We start from the raw sequence: 18,973 nt of genomic DNA on the forward strand, positions 1-18,973 counted from the left end.
TCTTTATATTAGTAAAAGTTGACCAAAAATTCAACGGTATCACTAAAAAGTGACAAACAATCGTTGACTATAAAGTGACACGATGGTACTATTTGGTCAACGATTGACTAAATAGTGTCATCCATCGCTAAAAAGTGATTGATAGAAAGGGGGGAGACCTATTTGAGATATCGGCAAATGTACTTCGTCGGTTATGCGGGCTGGGTGAAAGATGTGGAGAATGCATGACAGCAATACGAAAAAGCCGCCTGGCGGGGCGGCTTAGACGTTAGCTATGAAGCAAGATGCTTGTTTTTAGTATAGCTGTTAGCGGACAAGCTGGCAAGGAAGCGATTCCTTGCATGTAGCTTTTGGAAGCAAGGAACCCAAGGTGTAATTACTTTGAGGCAGCGTAACGGCCTGATCAGAACGGCTGAGCTTGGATTCGTCAAGAATAGCTGCCTATTTGTTTTTCTACAGGAGAGTACTTATTTCTATTTCATATGAAGAAGGGTGAGAAGCATGTTGCTTATGAAGAATGAAGCATTTCCGGCAGCAACGGTAAAGGAAATCAAGATCGCGAAGGAATATCTCAAGCAATACAAAGACAGAAAGAAGAAGCTGGAGCTATTTGACCAAAATCCCCCTGCTAACGACATGCAAAAACATGTTCAGCAATCTCTGCTGCGGTTCACTAGCTTAATAGAAAGAGCCGTAGAGCAGATTGCGGACGAGAATATCAGGGCGGTTGTGACCTTTCGCTATATCCAAGGCCATACCCGCGCGGCGACTATTCTCAAATTCAGCGGGTGGAATTACTGCGATAAAACCATTGACCGCAAATTGGATGAAGGGGTCGTCTCCGTAGCCAATACACTTCTCTATTTGGAATGAGGATGTCCAATTCATGTCCAAAGCGTGTCAACAAAATGTCTACGGTCAGGATGTACATTAGGTTCATAGAGCTACGGCTCGGGTGATTCCTACTGTACCCTGATCATCGGAGGACTCGGTCATGCTGTGGGTGGACATGATATTCCACCTTAGACGCTAGTCGTCGATGGTGTGAAGATGAGGCGGGGTTAGAAACCCCTTGGATCGCCGAGAAACACTCCGGGTTGCAGCAGCAATCACCAACACCATGAATGAAGGAGGTGTGGCATCTTCGAGCACATAGGATAGCGGATAAGGCAATTGGAGATGAACGATTGCGATAGCAGTCCGTTCACGAGGTTTCGAATCAAGAGCCGGCCGGCTGCCTTTCTGGCGGAAGTAGCTAGCAGCCCTATTGTTTACAGGGAAAACACAGACGAGCTTCCCAAGGGAGAGGCGGCGGTTTCGGTTCAAAGCAAGGGATTCTAGCAGCGTTCGGACTGGGCTGGAACCATTATCCAACGCATTTGAGGTGGATCTATGATTTTTGAGGAAATGAAACAAGCCTTACTACAGCGGCTGCAGTCCCTGGGATTTAATCTCCCCGTTTACGATGAGTATCCGGATCAGAATTGGCAGAGGCCTGCTTTACTAGTTCATTTAGTGAGCAGCAAGCAAGTCAAGGAAGTCAATGGGCGGTATCGATATCCTACTTTGTTCAGGATCGAATACTACCCGGATCCGGCAGACCGGAACAGCCCATTAGGCTATCATGCGATGGCCGAACGGTTGTATGAGGAGCTGGAAACCATCGAACGGGAAGGAAACAAATACCGGGGATATGATCTTCATCATGAAATCGCGGAGGATTCGCTCCGATTTTATATCAGCTTCGATATCCGCATGATGAAGCAGAAACCGCCCGCAGTAAAAATGATGCATTTAGAACAGGAGGAACGGTACAAATGAGTACAAGAAGTAAAAGTGATGAAGCTGCGGTATCCACATATACCAAGCAGCAGTTTTTGGATTCGAGCCGGTATACGGCGCAGCAAAAAGATGTGCTGAACGCCTTACTGCAGGAGGATGCAGCTTACACCATGGAGCAAGTAAAAAAATATATGACGGAGTTTTCAAGAAAGGTGGCTAACTAAATGGCTGGAGGAACATGGACAACGCAAAATAAAGATCGTGCAGGGGTATACATTGAATTTGTCGGGGAGGGGAAACCAGTTGGAGCCGTAGGGGACCGCGGCGTGATGACCATGCCTTTATCGCTAAGCTGGGGATCGTCGAAGCAAATGCTCAAGATTCAAGCTGGCGAGGATGTATCCAAGCTGCTCGGATACGATGTGACGGCATTGCAGCTGCTGCTGGTCAAGGAAGCGCTGAAGCGGGTTAAGACGGTCCTTGTCTATCGCTTGAACGAAGGAGCCAAGGCGAAAGCAACGCTAGGCACTCTAACGGCAACTGCCCAATATGGCGGATTGCGCGGCAACGATATCTCTCTGGTTATCCAAAAGAATTTCGACGACGAAACCAAATGGGATGTGAAGACGCTGCTGGCGGGGAAAATCGCAGATAGTCAATCGGTCACCGATGCGGATGGCCTCAAGTCTAATGACTGGGTTGCATTCAGCGGAACCGGCGCTTTAACGGAAACGGCAGGAACTGCGCTGGCCGGCGGTACAGACGGTACGGTGACCAACCAGGACCATATGGACTATTTGGCGGCTGCCGAGCTGGTCGACTTCCAAACGATGGCTCTCCCGTCAACGGACAGCACCCTCAAATCGGTATACACTTCCTTCGTGCGCCGGCTTCGGGATGATGAAGGCAAGAAGGTCCAGGTCGTGCTGGAAAACTATCCAACGGCGGACTATGAAGGCGTCATTAGCGTCAAGAACGGCGTTATTCTCTCGGATGGGACAAGGCTGAAGGCGGCACAAGCTGTGGCATGGGTTGCTGCTGCAACGGCCGGAGCGCAGGTGAACGAATCGCTGACCTATGATGCTTACGATGATGCTGTCGACGTGGAGCCCCGCTATACCAACGAGCAGATCATCACAGCCATCAATAATGGGGAATTTGTGTTTACGCCAAGCCAAGGGAAAGCCAAGGTGGAGCTGGACATCAATACCTTTACGGGCTTTTCTCCGGCCAAAGGCAAGGAGTTCCGCAAAAATCGGGTCATTCGCGTGCTCGACGGCATCAACAATGACTTCAAACGAATCTTCGAATCGTTCTTTATCGGAAAAGTGGACAATAACGCGGATGGCAGAAATCTACTGCGCGGCGAATGCAATTCGTACTTGAGCACATTGCAGGGAATCAATGCGGTTCAAAACTTCGATTCTCAAAGCGACGTAGTGGTGCTGGAAGGCAATGAGGCGGATAGCGTGTATGTGGAAGTTGGAGTACAGCCGGTCGATTCGGTTGAAAAAATTTATATGAAAGTGACGGTGCAATAATATGTCTTTCTTAAGAGCGAGCGATACGATTTCCGGTCAAGAGGGCCGGGCTTATGCCACAATTAACGGTCAGGTGGAAGAGATGTTCTACATCAAGAAGCTTGAGGGCAAGGTCGAAAAGGAAAAGTCTGAGGTGAAGACTCTGGGACGACGCGGCACGCAGCATAAGGCTAAGGGCTGGAAAGGCTCAGGCAGCATGACGATTTATTACATCACCTCGGTGTTCAGAGAAATGATGCTGGATTATATCAAGCAGGGCAAGGATACCTATTTCGATGTGCAGGTGATCAACGAGGATCCGTCCTCTTCCGTAGGAAAACAAACGGTTGTCCTGAAGGGCGTGAATTTGGATAGCGTCATTATGGCGCTGCTGGACACGGGCTCGGATGCTTTGGAAGAGGAAGTAAGTTTTACGTTTGATGATGTGGATATTCTAGACCAATTCGGAAAGCCCGTTCTGGGTTAATTAATGGAGGGTATTAAACAATGAGCGATTTGAGCGTATTCTATGCACAAAATGTTAGCGGCTTGACGGAGGAACTGGTTGTTTCGGAACGCTTTAAGGACAAGGACGGGAAGCCGGTCCCTTGGAAGCTGAGAAGTATGACGGAGGAAGAGAACGAATCGATTCGTAAGTCGGCGACCAAGCGCGTTCAAGGAAAGAGAGGTGTGGCAACGCAGGAAACCGATCCAACGGAATATATGGTGAAGCTGGCGGTTGCCAGCGTCGTATTCCCGAATCTGAAAGATGCCGAGCTGCAAAAATCCTACGGCGTCATGGGCGCAGAGAACCTTCTCCGGAAAATGCTGTTGGCAGGGGAGTATGCGGCGCTGATTGAAAAAATCCAGGAGCTTAACGCCTTCGACAAAAATATGAACGAGCTGGTCGAAGAAGCAAAAAACTAGTTATGGAGGGGGACGGTGAGGCTAATTATGCTTACTACGCCCTCCATGAATTAAACATTTTACCGCATGATCTAATGAACATGACTTCCCGTCAAAGGGCCGTGATCTATGCCATGATTGATATTCGAATCGATCAGGAGAAAAAGGCCCAGGCGAAGAAAAGCAGGTAGCCGCAGAGAGGTTTACTTGTGCAAGAAAGGAGGGAGAGCCGCTGGCAACCATAGGAGCATCGTTGAAATTGATTAAACAATTTTCACAAGCGTCAACAATATCCAAATCGGGTATGGGCACGGTTTTCAATTCTACTGTATTGTTGAAACAATCTATACAGGCTAATATCAAGATCACTGTTGCCAACGCTGCCAATGCAGTAAAGACTGCGAATATCACAAATGCAAAAATTTCAAATGTGGCGAATGTGGCAAAAGTTGCGAATGTGGCAAATGTAGCAAAGGTTGCAAATGTCGTTAATGCCGCGAAGGCTGCGGGTGCAGCTAATCCCCCAATGAACCCAGCACCGGCAATGCCTAAATTATCAGCTGGAGGATTAACAAATATATTACGCTTATTGACGTTAATCGTCCAAACGGCCAGACTGTTTAAGCTTTCCAATACCGGAGTAAAGCAAATGCAGGAGGACCTAAAGAAAATCGCCGAGCTGGAGGAAAAGGTTAATCAGCTGCAGGATAAATTGAACGGTAAGGGCAAGCAAGGCGGGGGGGCCGGGGGCGGGCTTTTGGACAAAATCAAAGGGTTGGCCGGCCAGTATTTAAACTTCGATACGTTCAAAGAGCTCGGAGGAAAAGCCCTGTCCGGCGGAATGGAGCTGCAGAAGCTGCAAGATACGTTTAAGGCAAGAACCGGTGACGATCAAGTAGGTACTGCGATGTTTCAAAAGTTCAAGGCGGATGCTGTCAAGTCGGGTGTGGACGTCAATGAATTTTTGAAGGGAACGTTATCATTCTTTCCTCAGACCAAGAACACGAATCAACTTGAGAAAATCAATAATTTGGCGCTTCGCCTAAATGCATTCGATAACGAGGGTAAAGGACTGGGGGATAACATCTCCGTACTGAAAGAAGCGATGAGCGGAAATACCGCTTCGCTGGCAGGGCGTTACAACATGTCCGAGGCAAGCATTAAGGCTTCAAAAATTGAGGATCTCGGAAAAGCCGGCGATTTGAATGGTTTTATAAATGCTTTTGATAAACTGCTTGAAAAGGAAAATATGGGAAAGAAAGCACTTGAAACGATGTTAGCGACACCGGCCAAGCAAGTGGAGGCGTTGGGTAACCATTTCCAAACATCTCTCGCCACTGCTGGCCAAGGGGCATTACAAGCTCTGCAGCCTCTGCTCGCGACACTCAACACGGCATTCCAGGAAGGGAAATTTGACCCGTTTTTTAACGCACTACAAGCAGGCTTGAACGTAGTTGCTTGGCTCGTAACGTCTTTAGTGGACAGATTCCTGCAAGTATCCGATGCCATTCAAAGTAATTGGTCCACTGCCAGCAATATTATCCTGGCCGTTGCTGCAGCCATTGCTACCATGCTCATTCCTGTACTATGGGCCGCGCTTGTTCCCATATTGGAGCTGGCTCTCGCAAGCTGGCCCATCCTATTAGTAGCTGCTGCTGTAGGAATATTGGTTTATTATCTTTTAAACTGCGGCATTACTGCAGAGCAAATTGTCGGTGTTATAGTAGGGAGTTTCATGGTGCTATATGGAGTAGTATGGAATATTGTCGCCATGCTATGGAACGTTTTCGCGAGCTTTGGAGAAGGTCTAATCAATATATTTATAGACTCGACTTATTCCGTGAAAAAACTGTTCTACGATTTAGCTGTGACATTTGGCGGCTTCCTAATAAGCATGGCTCAGGGTGTTGAAGATTTCGCGGGCGGTTTTATGACAACCATCCTGAAGGGTATAAATGGAATTTTGAAAGGCTTTAATTGGCTGGCAGATGGAGTAAACAGCATGTTCGGACTCAATATCGGCCAAGCCAAGCTCTTTGATGAGAATAACATTCATGCCATCAGCGATAGTATGAGGGATATGATGGACCAGCTTGAGAAGCCTGTCAGTGACAAGGACGTAGCTGTCATAGGACGGATGGATTACAAGGATTTGAAGAACGAATTCGATTTTGGCTATAGCAGCGGAGCGACCCTTGTCAATAAGCTGTCTTCACTGCAAGGCTCCCTTGACCCTAACAAGCAAACCTCTATCCTGGACGGTTGGAACCAAAAAAACAATAATATCGACAGGGTTGGCGTCGTCGGCCAGATCGATGATACGGTTGACGTAACGAGCGAGGATATCAAGGTGATGCGGGACCTGGCGGAAATGCAAAATATCCAGAACTTCGTTACTTTAACCCCTACGGTTCAAGTCACAACGGGAGATATTAATAATCCGACCGATGTGAATGAGATGATTCGCCGTATTGAAGACGTTATGGTAAGAGAAATTTCTAACTCAGCCCAAGGAGTATATGGGTAATTAGTAAAAAGCGCACCCTCCAGGGTGCCTTTCTTTTTTATGTAGGAAATAAAGGAAAGGAGTGCAGCTATTGAACAACTACAGAATATCGCTGAGCTGGAACAATCAAGCGGAAGGGTTCCAATTACCCGTAAATCCCGAGTCTCTGGACGTCAAAGAAGAAGGGCAGGGGAAAACCTACAATATTGTCGGCAGGGGCGGAGGCACGGATGAGACTCGGGCGGGCGAGATCAATGTCATCAAAAACCCGAAGCTGAAGGAAGTTAGTTTCAGCAGCTTTTTCCCTAATCAGTACTACCCTTTTGTCAATGAGGAAGTCACATTATTTGTGCCTATGTATTATGTTAACCTGATCCGAAAATGGATGGAGAGCAAGCACCCCATCCGATTTATTTTCGCGGGAGATTACAATGCTTTGGCCAAGGCAAGCGGCGTTACGGGATTATCAGACCTCAACTTCCCTGCATCTATTGAATCCTTCGAATGGAAGCAATCGGCAGGATCCTCCGGCGATATTGAATACACCTTGAAGCTTAAGGAATATGTATTTTATTCAGCACGCGGTGTAAGCACAGTGGAATTGGAAAATGGAGAAACGGCAATAGTGCAGCAGCAGCCGATGCGCCCGGACGAGCGGGTTAAACCGGAGACGTACACTTTAAGGGCGGGGGAACAGCTGAGGGAAGTAGCAAAACGTTTGTTTGGTGATGAAAATAGATGGACTGAGCTTCAAGCATTTAACGGAATTACAAACGATAAGGTTATGGAACTACCGGCAGGTACGTTGGTAAGAATTCCACAGTACTAGGAGGTGGTCATAGATGTTAGAGATTATCCTGGATAATCGGGACGGTCATTTGTGGGATGTCTCAGGAATCATTTCTGATGCGACCTATAAGACAAGCCGAAAGGGCAGCGCTTCTACTTTTGAGTTTACACTGATTAAAGGCGGCTGGTACGAGGATAAGGACTTTAAGTACAACGTCGGCGATATAGTCCGCGTACGCAAGGATGGCGTCAAAGTATTCTATGGGTACATTTTTGTGATTAGCAGCGGCCGGGACGAGGAAGTCAAAATTACGGCATATGATCAAATGCGATACCTGATGGTCAATGATTACCTTCTAAAATCCGACATGACGGCTACGGAGGTCGTACAGCATTTTGCAGATAAATACCAGTTGAAAACAGGCACGCTGATCGATACCGAGTATAAGATTCCGAAGATATCGGAGGATGGCGTGAAGACGATGGATATTATTTGCAAGGCTATGGACAATACGCTGCTCGGAACCGGCAAACAGTTCCTGCTTCTGGATGACTTCGGCGAGCTGGTTATCCAAAACGTTGAGGATAGGGTGCTTAATCTATCCCTAGGTGACGGAAGTCTTCTGTACGATTACAAGCAAAAAGTAACCATCGAGAATTCATACAATATGGTTGTTCTCGGCCGGGACAATAAGGAGCTTGGAAAGCGCGAGCTATTTATAAAACAGGACAGCAGCAATATCGCCAAATGGGGACTGTTGATGCTGTACCAATCGGTGGACGAGAAGATGGACGATGACCAGGTGAAGAAGTCGCTGGCCAACTTGATGAATCTTAAGAATAGAGTGGGCAGAAGCTTTCAGGTGGAGGCTATTGGGGATATTCGCGTAAGAGCCGGCAGCTATTTATCTATTAACATTGCGGAAGAGGGGATTAACATGAGGTTTTTGGTCAATGAGTGTACGCATAAATTTGAAGGCAGCGACCATTCCATGTCACTCGACCTGTTTGATATCAGAATGGATGACCCTAAGGTGGTGATTGAGAAATGAGATTATTAGATTTAATCAAGCAGGCGGGGGCCGATGCGGTTCATGCCGGATATCCCGTCTCCATATTTACAGGAAATGTAACACAAGTAAATCCTCTAGAAGTGAGCTTCGATCCGCAAAGAGAGCCGCTTACGGAGGATTTTTTGCTTGTTCCGGAAAGCCTTACCCCTCTGCAATTGGATTTGAAGCATACGCATTCCATTAATGGGGGAAATACGGAAGAAGCCCTTGCCGAACCTATCGTCATTCGAAAAGGATTGGAAGCAGGCGATGTGGTGCTCCTGCTTAGAATGCAGGGCGGGCTTAAGTTCATCGTTCTGGATAAGGTGGTGGAGGGATGATTCCGCAAGGCGGCATATTAGGCAAGGTGACTCAAACCGTACGGCAGCCCGGCAGGACCTACCGGATCGATCCGGGTTTGAAGAGGATCCTGGGTATGGTAGATGGTTTGGAAGCCGTAAAGCAAGCGGCATTAAAAATACTGGCGACGGAGCGGTTTGAACATATCATCTATAGCGGAAATTACGGCAGTGAATTTTCCAATATTCCGGGACGCAGCCCGTCCTTTGTTCAAACCGAGCTGAACAGGCGAATCCGGGAAGCATTATTGCAGGATGACCGGATCAAAGACATTCAGCACTTTGAAGTCGAGATAAACGGGGATGACATTACGGCTTCCTTTACGGTTGTTTCACTGTATGGGAGTGTCGCATTAACCAAGGGGGTTGGAGAAAGTGTATGAGCATCAAACATTTCAAGCCATTTTAAATAGAATGCTGGACCGGATTCCTTCGGATATAGATAAACGGGAAGGCAGCATCATTTATGATGCGCTGGCACCGGCCGCATGGGAACTGGCAGGATTGTACACCGAGCTGGACATTAACCGTAATCTCTCCTTTGCCGACACAGCGGCAGGAGATTATCTGGAGCGTCGTACGCTGGAATTTGGAATTGAACGCAAGCCTGCTACAAAATCTCTTCGCAAAGCGTTGTTCTATGGCTCGGGCAATGCTCCCTTCGACGTGCCTATCGGCAGCCGATTCTCAGGCAGTTCACTGAATTACACCGTCATTCGAAAGCTTGCGGCCGGTGCTTTTGAATTGGAGTGCGAGACGGCGGGAGCGGCTGGAAACCAATACTACGGTACACTGCTGCCTATTAATAATTTATCCGGGCTGGCCAAAGCAGAGCTTTCGGAAGTGCTCGTGCCCGGCGAGGATGTGGAAAGCGACGCTTCGCTACGGAAGCGGTACTTTGCGACCCTGAACGAGCAGCCCTTCGGAGGCAATGTTGCCGATTATAAGAAGAAGATCGGGGATATCCCGGGCATAGGGGGAGTCAAAGTATTTCCGGTGTGGCAGGGCGGAGGGACGGTGAAATGCACTATTATTTCTTCCGACTACAGCTCACCGTCTCCCATGTTGGTTAACGATGTCCAGACCGCTATGGATCCAACCGTTAACAGCGCGGAAGGGCTTGGGTTTGCCCCTATCGGACATAAGGTCACCATAGCTGGAGTTGAGAATGTCACTCTCAATCTAGAAACAAGCCTTACGTTAGAAAATGGCATGACATTGGGACAAGTTCAAGCTGAAATCGAAGCGGTGCTCGAAGCATACCTGTTATCCTTGCGGCAAGCGTGGATGAGTGAATCACAGCTTGTTATCAGGGTCAGTCAGATTGAGGCGCGAATTCTGACCGTACCTGGTGTTACGGATGTATCCAATACGATGCTTAATGGAGCCGGTGCTAATCTGACATTAACGAGCGAGCAAATTCCGGTGCTTGGGGTGGTGAGCTTGTTTGTCTAAGCTGATTCATTACTTACCTGAGTTCTATGAGGAGATAACCGATTTCGCGGAGCTTGCTACAACGGAAGATGCGGAGCTTGACGCTCTAGCCGAAGCCGTTCAAAGGCTGCTGGATGACCAATTCGTAGATACGTCCAGCATCCAGGCTATCAAACGCAGGGAGCAAATGCTGGGGATTCGAGCTGACTCAACGACAGAGTCCCTGGATTTCCGGCGCAGAAGACTGATCAACCGCTACTCCACCAAGCCCCCCTTTACTGCGCGTTATCTACAGACCCGATTGGATGTACTTGCCGGCGAGGGGCGTGCCACCGTGGAGATCGACGAGCAAAATTATATTCTCAAAGTAACATTTGACGTTCCGGACGCCGCCTATTTTAAAGAGATCGAATATACGATTCATACGATTAAACCGGCTAACATTGTCTACCATCAATCGACCTCGTTACTCGATACTATCGTGTTACAGGAGCATGTGAGTGCTACGCCACTAATTCGCGGAACCCGGTTAGGGAGCGGCTGGAAGCTGGGTCAAACGCCATTTGCAGTAAAAGGGCAGGAGGTGCAGTTAGTATGATACCGACGACATATTTGTCTGAACTGGCTTCATTTACGAATAATCGGATTGCCAAGGTTGTTGTGAATGAGAGCTATGCGATATCCAGTTTTTCTATAAAGCAAGTGACGGCCGGCACGGTTGAAATGGAGTATGTTATCCCTTACGGCTCCGTAACGGAAGTGACGCTTATCGAGCTAAAAAGCCAAGATGACGCCGTCATTAGCTCCAACGCCGTCTATGTGCCGATTACCAGCGACACGATTATAAAGCAAACGATAGGAATCAAGGAGGTATAGAACGTGACGTATAACGCAAAAACGAATTGGAAATTTGAGGAGATTGTGACGGAACATGATATGAACCGTTTGGAGCAAGGGATTAAGGATGCTCACGCGGAAGGAATTGATAGTCCTGAGCCGACGGCTCTGAATTTACGATATGGTACCCAGGTCGTCCAGTCTGACAGGGTAGCTCCATATAATGTTACTGGTTTTAAGGGGCGTACGCTTATAAATTTGCTTGGTCAGGATGGTGGATTTGAGTCAATATCACGATATTTTGCATACCAATCATCAATAGCACTGGACCCCACAAATACCACATCTGGAATGAATGGACTAAAAGTCACTGTAGCAACGGGCTACCCATTGGGAGCTGGAGCAACTAATTCGGCCTACCAATTTCATGCAGGGAGGAAATATATCTTAATCGGCGATGTTAAAAATGGGAACGCAACAGGGGTACAAATCCAATTAACATCGCTTGTACCTAGTGGTATTGGTGTTATACCACCTGTTACGGATACTACCAAATTCACCACTGTTTATAAAAAATTTTCTCCGACGGAAGATACTCAAACATCCGGTTTTAATGCAATCACTATTGGGGAACCGGGTACTTATGGATATTTTGATTCTTGTCGAGTATATGAAATTTCGGATGAAGAATACAATGAAATAGATAGCATGACAACAGAGCAAATCGCAGCAAGATATCCCTATGTAGATGATATGAAGTCGATAATGAATCCTTATGTAATAAAGTATGGGGAGAATTTGTTGCCTCCTTTTACAGAATGGGAAACAGGAATGCAGGGAACAAGTTCATATGTAATTATGGATCCTTACAAAATCTCGGTTACATCGAATGATTCTGTAAATGGAAGCTTTATTCGCTATTACGTGCCTGTAGCTAGAAACCAAACGTATTATTTCAGAGTAACAATAACGGGTGCTAACTTTAAGCCATATTATTATCTGTGTGATGCTTATAAACGGAGATTATCGAATAAACTAACGGGAGAATCCATAAACACTTTAAATGATACGATTTACTTAGAAATAGTCCTTAATACGCTAGATTCGTCTGGCACAGGGCTTCTAGGCACAGCAATATATTCTAATCCGACGCTAACTTGCGGTGAAATACCAAAACCGTTCAAACCACGTGAAGATAATTATTTATTCTTTCCAGGTCAATGGTGCTCCAATATTGATGGCTCTGTATCGGATCAACTATATCGTATAGGGCATGATTATTATAAACTAGCGAAGTTTAGAACAATGGATTTGGACGGCAATTTGCATTGGGTATACTCCCAAAAATCAACAGGCAAAAAACAAGTTAGGATTCCAATTAGTGGATTCATACCTTATGATTCGAATGCCCAGATAGTTAAATTTGATGGAAAAATTTTAACCAACCAACTTTCAACCGCTTGGCAAACATCATATCCAACCGATGCTTTTAATTTATGGAATGATGGACTTTTGTATATATCAATATCTAATGCGGATAGCGGTTGGGGCGATGATTTTCAACCATCCCAAGCTGAGATTCAAGCTTATTTTAACGGTTGGAAGATGTTCGATGGTTCTAGTGACGCGAGAAAACCATACACGTCTGGCACAAAGTATTGGGCAAAAATTAAATTCATCAACTCCATGAATGGGGATGCGGGTGGAACTGCAAATTGGACAACAACAACACCAACTTTTTCATACCCTGAGTGGTCAACGCCTTACAAACTTCAATATCAACTATCACAACCTCTATTTGAAAAAATTATTCCCGAAGGAGCTATCATGCTTCATGATGATCTGAACCAGATCGAGGTTGGTACAGGTGTCATAGTTAGAGAAAAGGCAAGCATACCTTATCGAGGAGATTTAGGATGGGCATACATTAATGACTCGATCGAACCACAATCGGCTCTTAAATACCGCGCAAAAAAAATTGTATATGTGCATAAAAATGAACAGGTAGATAAAGTTTGGACTATATCATCAACTGGCATGAAAATGACACCCTACCTTGGGGAGAGAGCTTATAAACAAATAGCTGAATATGACCCATCTGCAACCTACACTGTCACATATCTGGCTCTTGACCAGCACAGCCTAACATCCAATATTCAGGATGTGCAGGGGGAATATTCAGCTAACCTAAGGACAAATGTCGATACTTTAACTAAGAATCAGGCGGACATCGTGAAAAGGGTTAGTGTGCTTGAAAACACGAAAGCGCAGAAGGTTCAACCGCAATGGATTACATCAACATTGTTAAATGGCTGGGTTAACTATGGCGCCCCTAATCCGCCAGCAAGTTATTATTTGGATGATCAAGGGATTGTACATTTAAGAGGATCTATAAAAGATGGTGCCACGAATGCAGGGGTACCAATTTTTATATTGCCAAAAGGGTATAGACCCAGTCACTATCTTAGACTAGTAACATTATCGAACAATGGAACAGCTGAGGTTGTTTCAAGTGCATCTGTTGAAATAAACGGAGAAGTTCAGTTTAGAATGGGCGGAAATAACTGGTTTATTCTAAATGGTATCTCATTCCGAGCAGAACAATAAGGAGGACGCCATGAAAGAAGCAATTATTATCGATTTAAACGGATATATCACAGACGTAACGCTTGTCACAGATAATGTGACAGGCGTTTTTCCTATCTATAAGCAGTCTGGTCCAAAGGATAATTTTGAATCGGTTGAAACTTTCAAAGATACTGTACTGGAACAAGAATTAGTAGGTTATACCGTGGCTATTCCAGTGCCAGAAGGTCTTTATAAGCCTAGGTTCGATCTTGCTGCTTGGGAATTATATAACCAGCGATTAGATCTAGTGGCAAGGGGAGAATTTGAATTAGAAACAGATGGGTGTGAAACCGTGAACAAACCTAAAGCCCAACAGATTGCAACGTTTTGGGTAGAAGGGATAACTCCCGAGGAGTTGGCAGCCATCCGAAACCAGCAACCCTCTGAAACGGATACTGAGAAAATAACAAGGCTGGAAGCAGAGAAGGAGGATTTGAAAGCTAGACTTGGAGACATGGAGCTCGTCATGGCTGAGATTCTAATGGAGAGGGGGAAATAACATGGCAATGGCTATGGAGAAGATTCGCATTATCGCAAATGCCTGCTTGATTCGCTATGACGCTGGCGAAGGTTCCATAATTCAAATTGTGGATAGCTACAAGATGTCCATCGAGGATTCAGACTTGGTGGCTGAACAAATTCATACAAAGCGTCCTGAAATTCAAGTGACACGAAGCCCTGCATAAGCAGGGCTTTCTTAAATCCAAATGGAAAGAAGGGTGTATAACATGAAGTTACTTCATTACACTACAGGCGCCTTGGGCGCTTATTTTATGACGTGCTTTCAGTTCCTTTATGGTGATGAGCCTGTAAAATACCTTGTTTTAACACTGTATGTGCTGCTTATTGTTATGGATTGGATAGCCGGGTACAGGGCTTCATTGAAAGATGGATCCTATGCTTCTGAATATGGCATAGATGGTGCATTTAGATCCTTATTTCTCCTATTTGTTCCTGCTGCAGGCCACTTGGTCGATCAAATTATAGGTATGCCGATGGTTGCTTTTGGTTTTCTAACTGGAGCGGCTGGCTTGCATATTTGGAAGAGTATGACCGCAAATACGGTCAGGGCAGGGTGGGACAAGTGGGTTCCGGTTTGGGTGATGAACGCGGTGGCTGATGAAATTGAACATAAGATGGCTAGAGCAGCCAAAAGAGTAGAAGAAAAGAAGAAGTATTTGGATGGTGATGAATCATAGACAGGCACGAATTCATCTCCACTATCGCCCCCATTGCCGTGAAGCTGCGCAAGGAAGGATCACCGCTATTTCCTTCGGTGCGGATAGCCCAGGCAATGCTGGAAACCGGCTGTGTGCTGCACGAATGGAACAATCTCGTTGGCTTCAAAGTCGGCAGCGGACAGCCTAATGCCTACTGGCGTGGTCGAAGTGTTAGCACAACAACATGGGAGGTATATGACGGGATTAAAGTAGACGGAGTGCAGGCCAATTGGCGCGCTTACGATTGCATTGAGGATTGCTTTAAAGATCAAGACTTGTTATTCAACTGGAGCCGGTATGACCGGGTTCGGGCCGCTGGCTGCCCGCAGGATCAGACGAATGCACTATATTTGTGCGGGTATGCTACGGATCCGATGTATGCCTCCAAATTGAACAGTCTCATTACGAGCTGCGGGCTTGAACATTTTGATAAGGAGGCGGAAGAGCCGATGCTAGATGCTGATGTAGCCAATACAATTATCAACACGTGGATGGGGCCTGGCTGGCAAACATGCATGGACGCTAAGGCGGAAGCCGCGTTAAAAGGCGATGATGCTGCAGCGGCGCAGCACCAGCAGCAGGCAGATTATATTCATTGGCTGGCGAATCAATTACGAAGGGCCTCAGGGCAGCCAGAGGAATAAAATATCCATTCCACTGTTCGTTATTCACAGGTTATACACACTATAAACAGGCCCGAAACCTATACTGTGCATAACTTTTGGCAAAGATATAAACATATCCACAATCCTATCTATTCACAATTCTGACTTTACAGAACAAAGGTAGATAAGTTGCTGCTATTGCAAAATTTAAGTATTATTTGTATTATAATATATAATACAAAACTCGGAGGTGATGAACCCTATGCTTATCTCCTTGCAACTAGACAGCGAAACTCCTCTATATGAACAGCTGCGCAACCAAATCGTGATCGGTATTGCGACAGGGGAGCTTGCGGCTCAAGAGAAGCTGCCGACCGTTCGTCAGCTGGCCGATGATTTGGGCATCAATACGATGACGGTGAACAAAGCCTATTCGATCCTGAAGCAGGAAGGCTATATTGTCATTGACCGGCGGCATGGAGCTAAAGTAAGTCCCAGGATGCCAGAGGACGCTGAACCATCCGCGCAATTGGAAGCACAGCTTCAATTAATTATTGCGCAAGCAACGATCCAAGGGATGGACCAGTCGCGGTTCCAGATGTTATGCTCACAGATTTTTTCCAGAATGACTTACCGGCCTTCCAACGTATAAGAGAGAGGAGAGGATTACCATACTCACGGCGATTTTATGTGGCGCAGCCATTCTCATTTTCATTGTGGTATTAACAACTTACAAGCCCCAGGCTAAATACAGCAAAGGCATGCTGTTTGCCGTTACTTTGCCCGCTCACGTGATGGACGATGCGGATATACGGGGGATTCAAGCGAAGTTCAACAAGCGGCTGAACCGAGCAAGTATAGGAATGGCCGCGTTTATAATTCCATTGGCGCTGCTCCATGATTATTCCGCATACCAAGTGATTTATTTTTTTGTATGGCTTGTTACATTCTTTTTATGGACATCCGTTCTATTTCGTCATGCTTTCCGGGAAACACTTGCATTAAAACGTGAGAGGGATTGGTTCGTCGGCGCCAAACGGGTGCTTCGAAGCGATCTGCGTGTGGCGCATTTAAAAAACCAGCGTTCCGCGCCCCTATGGCTGTTCGCGATTCCTTTTGCCATGGCTATCGGTATGCTGCTTTGGGGAAAAGGCGATCCGAATCTGCTGGGCATCACCCTAAGCGTGTCCATCCTGACTCTCCTATTCTTTCTCGCTACACTCATGATGCGCAGAACCAAGGCGAAGGTATACAGCGCAAACAGCGAAGTGAATCTCGTCTTGAACCAGGCAAGGCGCCGGTATACGTCTTACTTGTGGTTGGTAATAGCGATTGTTGAGAATATTCACTTTTGGCTTATTGGCTTGTTTATGACTAGCAGCAATGAACCGATGGAGGGTGTATGGGTCACAGTTACCTTGCTGTTTATAGCGGTTCCTGTAGGGGTCATCTTGTATGTGTATCGCAAGATTGCATCCTTGGAGCGGGAAACATTGGAACAGGACGGCAAAATAATCTATACGGACGACGACGAGTATTGGAGCAATGGATTTACGTACCATAATCCTCAGGACCGGAGTATTTTGGTTCCGAAGCGGGTCGGGATAGGGGAAACGGTGAACACGGGCACTTGGGCTGGAAAAATTATCGTGGGAGGAAGCATCGGGATGGCGGCTGCTGTCATCATCGGAGTCTCGTTCATGCTGATCCGTTCCGAGCTGACCCCGCCTGTCCTAACCGTGACCGACGGGCAGAGAATCCAAATCGATTACCCGATGTATTCTTATGACTTTCAGCTGGCAGATATTAAACAAATGGACCTTGTAGATACGGTTCCTTCCGGGATCAAAACGAACGGGGAAGCGACGGATAAGCAGGCCCGCGGCCATTTTCGCCTCAAGGATCTAGGCAATGCAAGAATGTATATTTTCAAAAACAATCCGCCGTATATTCGGATCAAGCTGGATGAGGGCTACATTTTCTATAATGAGAAGGATCCGTCACAAACGAAGCAGCTATTCGAGCAAATTCAGGGACAAATAAGAAAGTAATAGGTCTTTTAATCGATCGGCTGCACTTGCGTGCCAGGCTCTTCCACTCGGCCGCGATACCAGCCGTTTCTTCCGTTATTTTTGGCCATGTAAAGGGCTTTGTCGCAAGAAGTGTACAGCGTCTCCGGCAATGTGCGCGGCTCGGGAACGACAGTGAGAACTCCCATACTAATGGTGTATTTCATCGGTAAATGAGAGCTCATGGGCCCATTAAGCGTCTCTTTTATCTGCTGGGCAACCTCGTTGGACCGGGTTTCGTCTTTGCCGGGCAGCAGAATGCCAAATTCATCGCCGCCATAACGTACGAACAAATCGTCCGGACCAAGAATCTGCTTGATTCGGGCAGTAAGATCTTGAAGCACTTGATCCCCGGCGTTATGGCCGTAAGTATCATTAATGGCTTTGAACCAGTCGATATCGAACAGCATATAAGATAGCGGCTGTTTCCTCTTGGCATAATCGTTGAGATACTGAACTGCATGGGAAGTGAACGTTCGACGGTTCAGCGTGCCTGTCAAATCATCATAGCTTGCGAGGCGGATCAGCTCCTGGTCCGCTTTTTCTTTTAGCAGCAGAATAAATCCCGTGTTCCCCAAAATCATCACGATGTAGAGAGCCAGGAACGCAATCGTCTGAAAAATTCCGGGGGTAAACAGGCTGCTCTTTGGAGGGGCAAGCAGAGCAACGGTTCCTCTAACCATAGAGGAAGCAATAACAAAAAGATAAAGGTATCCCATAATCTTCATAAGCAGGGTATGGGCCTTTACGACGACCAGCCGGTAGACGGGGAATACAATAGCCGCAGTTATAAAAGAGGAGTATGCAACTCTCCAATTTTCTTTGTTATACAAGAGCACTATCAGCTGGAATCCAAGGATGCTTAGGACCGTCACGATAAAATATATCTTTCGAGTCGCTGGGCGAAGCTCTTTTTGCAGACTCATAATGGCTAAGATCTCAAAGGACGCTCCAATAAACAGGATGGAATTGGCAAGGGATATCGACAGCAAGTCGGGAATTTCTCCGCGGAATGCCTGAAGAAACCAAGTCGTGGTCTGAGCGCATTTGGCTAAAAAGAAGGCTTTGACGGTAACCTCTTTGGCGTGATCATGCCAATAAGCGCTTATGAGGATTAAGGTAAATAAATGTCCGATGCCTAGAGCGATAAAGATTGTTTTTGCGTCCAAGAGCCAATCCATTAGGAGCCACCATCTTTTGAGGGGAAATGTCTAGCCATTTGAGTATAACAAAGTCCGGGACTCTTATATACCTTTGTTTCGGGGC

The 18,973-nt window shown here is 46.5% G+C and carries 23 protein-coding genes; 21 read left to right on the top strand and 2 right to left on the bottom strand.

From position 1 onward, the window contains the following. Window positions 1-501: 501 nt before the first annotated feature. The 6 genes from B1728_RS33155 (at window position 502) to B1728_RS33180 (ending at window position 4,229) form a co-directional block, all read left to right on the top strand. Window positions 502-873 (top strand): hypothetical protein, encoded by a 372-nt coding sequence (locus B1728_RS33155; RefSeq protein ID WP_079914706.1) that lies wholly within the window; start codon window positions 502-504, stop codon window positions 871-873. Between the two features lie 519 nt (window positions 874-1,392). Further along, a complete protein-coding gene (locus B1728_RS33160) occupies window positions 1,393-1,821 on the top strand; it encodes a phage tail terminator family protein (protein WP_079914707.1) in 429 nt (142 codons plus the stop codon). Next, window positions 1,818-2,006 carry a hypothetical protein gene (locus tag B1728_RS33165; protein ID WP_079914708.1) on the top strand — a complete coding sequence of 63 codons (189 nt, stop codon included), beginning with the start codon at window positions 1,818-1,820 and terminating at the stop codon, window positions 2,004-2,006. The genes B1728_RS33160 and B1728_RS33165 overlap by 4 nt, the downstream gene beginning before the upstream one ends. Next, entirely contained in the window at window positions 2,007-3,323 is a 1,317-nt protein-coding gene (locus tag B1728_RS33170) for a phage tail sheath family protein (protein WP_079914709.1), read from the top strand. It begins immediately after the preceding gene. A gap of 1 nt (window position 3,324) precedes the next feature. Further along, a complete protein-coding gene (locus B1728_RS33175) occupies window positions 3,325-3,789 on the top strand; it encodes a phage tail tube protein (RefSeq protein ID WP_079914710.1) in 465 nt (154 codons plus the stop codon). A 20-nt stretch (window positions 3,790-3,809) separates the two neighbouring features. After that, complete coding sequence (locus B1728_RS33180; protein ID WP_079914711.1) at window positions 3,810-4,229, top strand: phage tail assembly chaperone; 420 nt, start codon at window positions 3,810-3,812, stop codon at window positions 4,227-4,229. 21 nt (window positions 4,230-4,250) lie between these two features. Here B1728_RS33180 and B1728_RS36480 read toward each other — a convergent pair whose 3' ends face one another. Then, complete coding sequence (locus B1728_RS36480) at window positions 4,251-4,841, bottom strand: hypothetical protein (RefSeq protein WP_179136296.1); 591 nt, start codon at window positions 4,839-4,841, stop codon at window positions 4,251-4,253. A 16-nt stretch (window positions 4,842-4,857) separates the two neighbouring features. Between B1728_RS36480 and B1728_RS33185 the strand changes: the two genes are divergently transcribed. The 15 genes from B1728_RS33185 (at window position 4,858) to B1728_RS33255 (ending at window position 17,689) form a co-directional block, all read left to right on the top strand. Next, complete coding sequence (locus B1728_RS33185) at window positions 4,858-6,735, top strand: hypothetical protein (protein ID WP_144028092.1); 1,878 nt, start codon at window positions 4,858-4,860, stop codon at window positions 6,733-6,735. Between the two features lie 70 nt (window positions 6,736-6,805). Continuing rightward, on the top strand, window positions 6,806-7,543 hold the full coding sequence (locus B1728_RS33190; RefSeq protein ID WP_079914713.1) for a LysM peptidoglycan-binding domain-containing protein: 738 nt from the start codon (window positions 6,806-6,808) through the stop codon (window positions 7,541-7,543). Between the two features lie 13 nt (window positions 7,544-7,556). After that, the gene (locus B1728_RS33195; protein WP_079914714.1) at window positions 7,557-8,555 is read left to right on the top strand and encodes an XkdQ/YqbQ family protein; all 999 of its coding nucleotides are present in this window, start codon (window positions 7,557-7,559) and stop codon (window positions 8,553-8,555) included. Next, a complete protein-coding gene (locus B1728_RS33200) occupies window positions 8,552-8,896 on the top strand; it encodes a DUF2577 domain-containing protein (protein WP_079914715.1) in 345 nt (114 codons plus the stop codon). The genes B1728_RS33195 and B1728_RS33200 overlap by 4 nt, the downstream gene beginning before the upstream one ends. Next, window positions 8,893-9,297, top strand: coding sequence for a DUF2634 domain-containing protein (locus B1728_RS33205; protein ID WP_079914716.1), 405 nt, complete (start codon window positions 8,893-8,895; stop codon window positions 9,295-9,297). The genes B1728_RS33200 and B1728_RS33205 overlap by 4 nt, the downstream gene beginning before the upstream one ends. After that, window positions 9,290-10,369 (top strand): baseplate J/gp47 family protein, encoded by a 1,080-nt coding sequence (locus tag B1728_RS33210; protein WP_079914717.1) that lies wholly within the window; start codon window positions 9,290-9,292, stop codon window positions 10,367-10,369. The genes B1728_RS33205 and B1728_RS33210 overlap by 8 nt, the downstream gene beginning before the upstream one ends. Further along, window positions 10,362-10,946: a putative phage tail protein gene (locus tag B1728_RS33215; RefSeq protein ID WP_079914718.1), complete on the top strand. Its 585-nt coding sequence runs from the start codon at window positions 10,362-10,364 to the stop codon at window positions 10,944-10,946. Before B1728_RS33210 ends, B1728_RS33215 begins: the two co-directional genes overlap by 8 nt. Further along, window positions 10,943-11,224, top strand: a complete 282-nt coding sequence (locus tag B1728_RS33220) for a ketopantoate hydroxymethyltransferase (protein WP_079914719.1) — start codon at window positions 10,943-10,945, stop codon at window positions 11,222-11,224. Before B1728_RS33215 ends, B1728_RS33220 begins: the two co-directional genes overlap by 4 nt. A 3-nt stretch (window positions 11,225-11,227) precedes the next feature. Beyond that, entirely contained in the window at window positions 11,228-13,792 is a 2,565-nt protein-coding gene (locus B1728_RS33225) for a hypothetical protein (protein WP_079914720.1), read from the top strand. A 10-nt stretch (window positions 13,793-13,802) separates the two neighbouring features. After that, a complete protein-coding gene (locus B1728_RS33230) occupies window positions 13,803-14,312 on the top strand; it encodes a hypothetical protein (RefSeq protein ID WP_079914721.1) in 510 nt (169 codons plus the stop codon). Between the two features lies 1 nt (window position 14,313). After that, on the top strand, window positions 14,314-14,499 hold the full coding sequence (locus tag B1728_RS33235; protein ID WP_079914722.1) for a hypothetical protein: 186 nt from the start codon (window positions 14,314-14,316) through the stop codon (window positions 14,497-14,499). A 42-nt stretch (window positions 14,500-14,541) separates the two neighbouring features. Continuing rightward, window positions 14,542-15,012: a phage holin family protein gene (locus tag B1728_RS33240; RefSeq protein ID WP_179136297.1), complete on the top strand. Its 471-nt coding sequence runs from the start codon at window positions 14,542-14,544 to the stop codon at window positions 15,010-15,012. Window positions 15,013-15,050: 38 nt separating this feature from the next. Then, window positions 15,051-15,677 carry a glycoside hydrolase family 73 protein gene (locus B1728_RS33245; RefSeq protein ID WP_256865614.1) on the top strand — a complete coding sequence of 209 codons (627 nt, stop codon included), beginning with the start codon at window positions 15,051-15,053 and terminating at the stop codon, window positions 15,675-15,677. Between the two features lie 223 nt (window positions 15,678-15,900). After that, complete coding sequence (locus B1728_RS33250; RefSeq protein ID WP_079914725.1) at window positions 15,901-16,290, top strand: GntR family transcriptional regulator; 390 nt, start codon at window positions 15,901-15,903, stop codon at window positions 16,288-16,290. Between the two features lie 64 nt (window positions 16,291-16,354). Continuing rightward, complete coding sequence (locus B1728_RS33255) at window positions 16,355-17,689, top strand: DUF5808 domain-containing protein (RefSeq protein ID WP_256865615.1); 1,335 nt, start codon at window positions 16,355-16,357, stop codon at window positions 17,687-17,689. Window positions 17,690-17,697: 8 nt separating this feature from the next. Here the strand turns inward: B1728_RS33255 and B1728_RS33260 are convergent, their stop codons facing one another. Then, window positions 17,698-18,888, bottom strand: coding sequence for a GGDEF domain-containing protein (locus B1728_RS33260; RefSeq protein ID WP_079914727.1), 1,191 nt, complete (start codon window positions 18,886-18,888; stop codon window positions 17,698-17,700). Window positions 18,889-18,973: the final 85 nt, after the last annotated feature.

It is taken from the genome of Paenibacillus sp. 32352 (assembly GCF_002042965.1).
Taxonomy (GTDB): Bacteria; Bacillota; Bacilli; order Paenibacillales; family NBRC-103111; genus Paenibacillus_S; species Paenibacillus_S vulneris.

Coding starts and splice junctions, on each gene's coding strand:
- B1728_RS33155 (WP_079914706.1), top strand. CDS start 502: ATGTTGCTTATGAAGAATGAAGCATTTCCGGCAGCAACGGTAAAGGAA.
- B1728_RS33160 (WP_079914707.1), top strand. CDS start 1,393: ATGATTTTTGAGGAAATGAAACAAGCCTTACTACAGCGGCTGCAGTCC.
- B1728_RS33165 (WP_079914708.1), top strand. CDS start 1,818: ATGAGTACAAGAAGTAAAAGTGATGAAGCTGCGGTATCCACATATACC.
- B1728_RS33170 (WP_079914709.1), top strand. CDS start 2,007: ATGGCTGGAGGAACATGGACAACGCAAAATAAAGATCGTGCAGGGGTA.
- B1728_RS33175 (WP_079914710.1), top strand. CDS start 3,325: ATGTCTTTCTTAAGAGCGAGCGATACGATTTCCGGTCAAGAGGGCCGG.
- B1728_RS33180 (WP_079914711.1), top strand. CDS start 3,810: ATGAGCGATTTGAGCGTATTCTATGCACAAAATGTTAGCGGCTTGACG.
- B1728_RS33185 (WP_144028092.1), top strand. CDS start 4,858: ATGCAGGAGGACCTAAAGAAAATCGCCGAGCTGGAGGAAAAGGTTAAT.
- B1728_RS33195 (WP_079914714.1), top strand. CDS start 7,557: ATGTTAGAGATTATCCTGGATAATCGGGACGGTCATTTGTGGGATGTC.
- B1728_RS33200 (WP_079914715.1), top strand. CDS start 8,552: ATGAGATTATTAGATTTAATCAAGCAGGCGGGGGCCGATGCGGTTCAT.
- B1728_RS33205 (WP_079914716.1), top strand. CDS start 8,893: ATGATTCCGCAAGGCGGCATATTAGGCAAGGTGACTCAAACCGTACGG.
- B1728_RS33220 (WP_079914719.1), top strand. CDS start 10,943: ATGATACCGACGACATATTTGTCTGAACTGGCTTCATTTACGAATAAT.
- B1728_RS33230 (WP_079914721.1), top strand. CDS start 13,803: ATGAAAGAAGCAATTATTATCGATTTAAACGGATATATCACAGACGTA.
- B1728_RS33235 (WP_079914722.1), top strand. CDS start 14,314: ATGGCAATGGCTATGGAGAAGATTCGCATTATCGCAAATGCCTGCTTG.
- B1728_RS33240 (WP_179136297.1), top strand. CDS start 14,542: ATGAAGTTACTTCATTACACTACAGGCGCCTTGGGCGCTTATTTTATG.
- B1728_RS33250 (WP_079914725.1), top strand. CDS start 15,901: ATGCTTATCTCCTTGCAACTAGACAGCGAAACTCCTCTATATGAACAG.
- B1728_RS33260 (WP_079914727.1), bottom strand. CDS start 18,888: ATGGATTGGCTCTTGGACGCAAAAACAATCTTTATCGCTCTAGGCATC.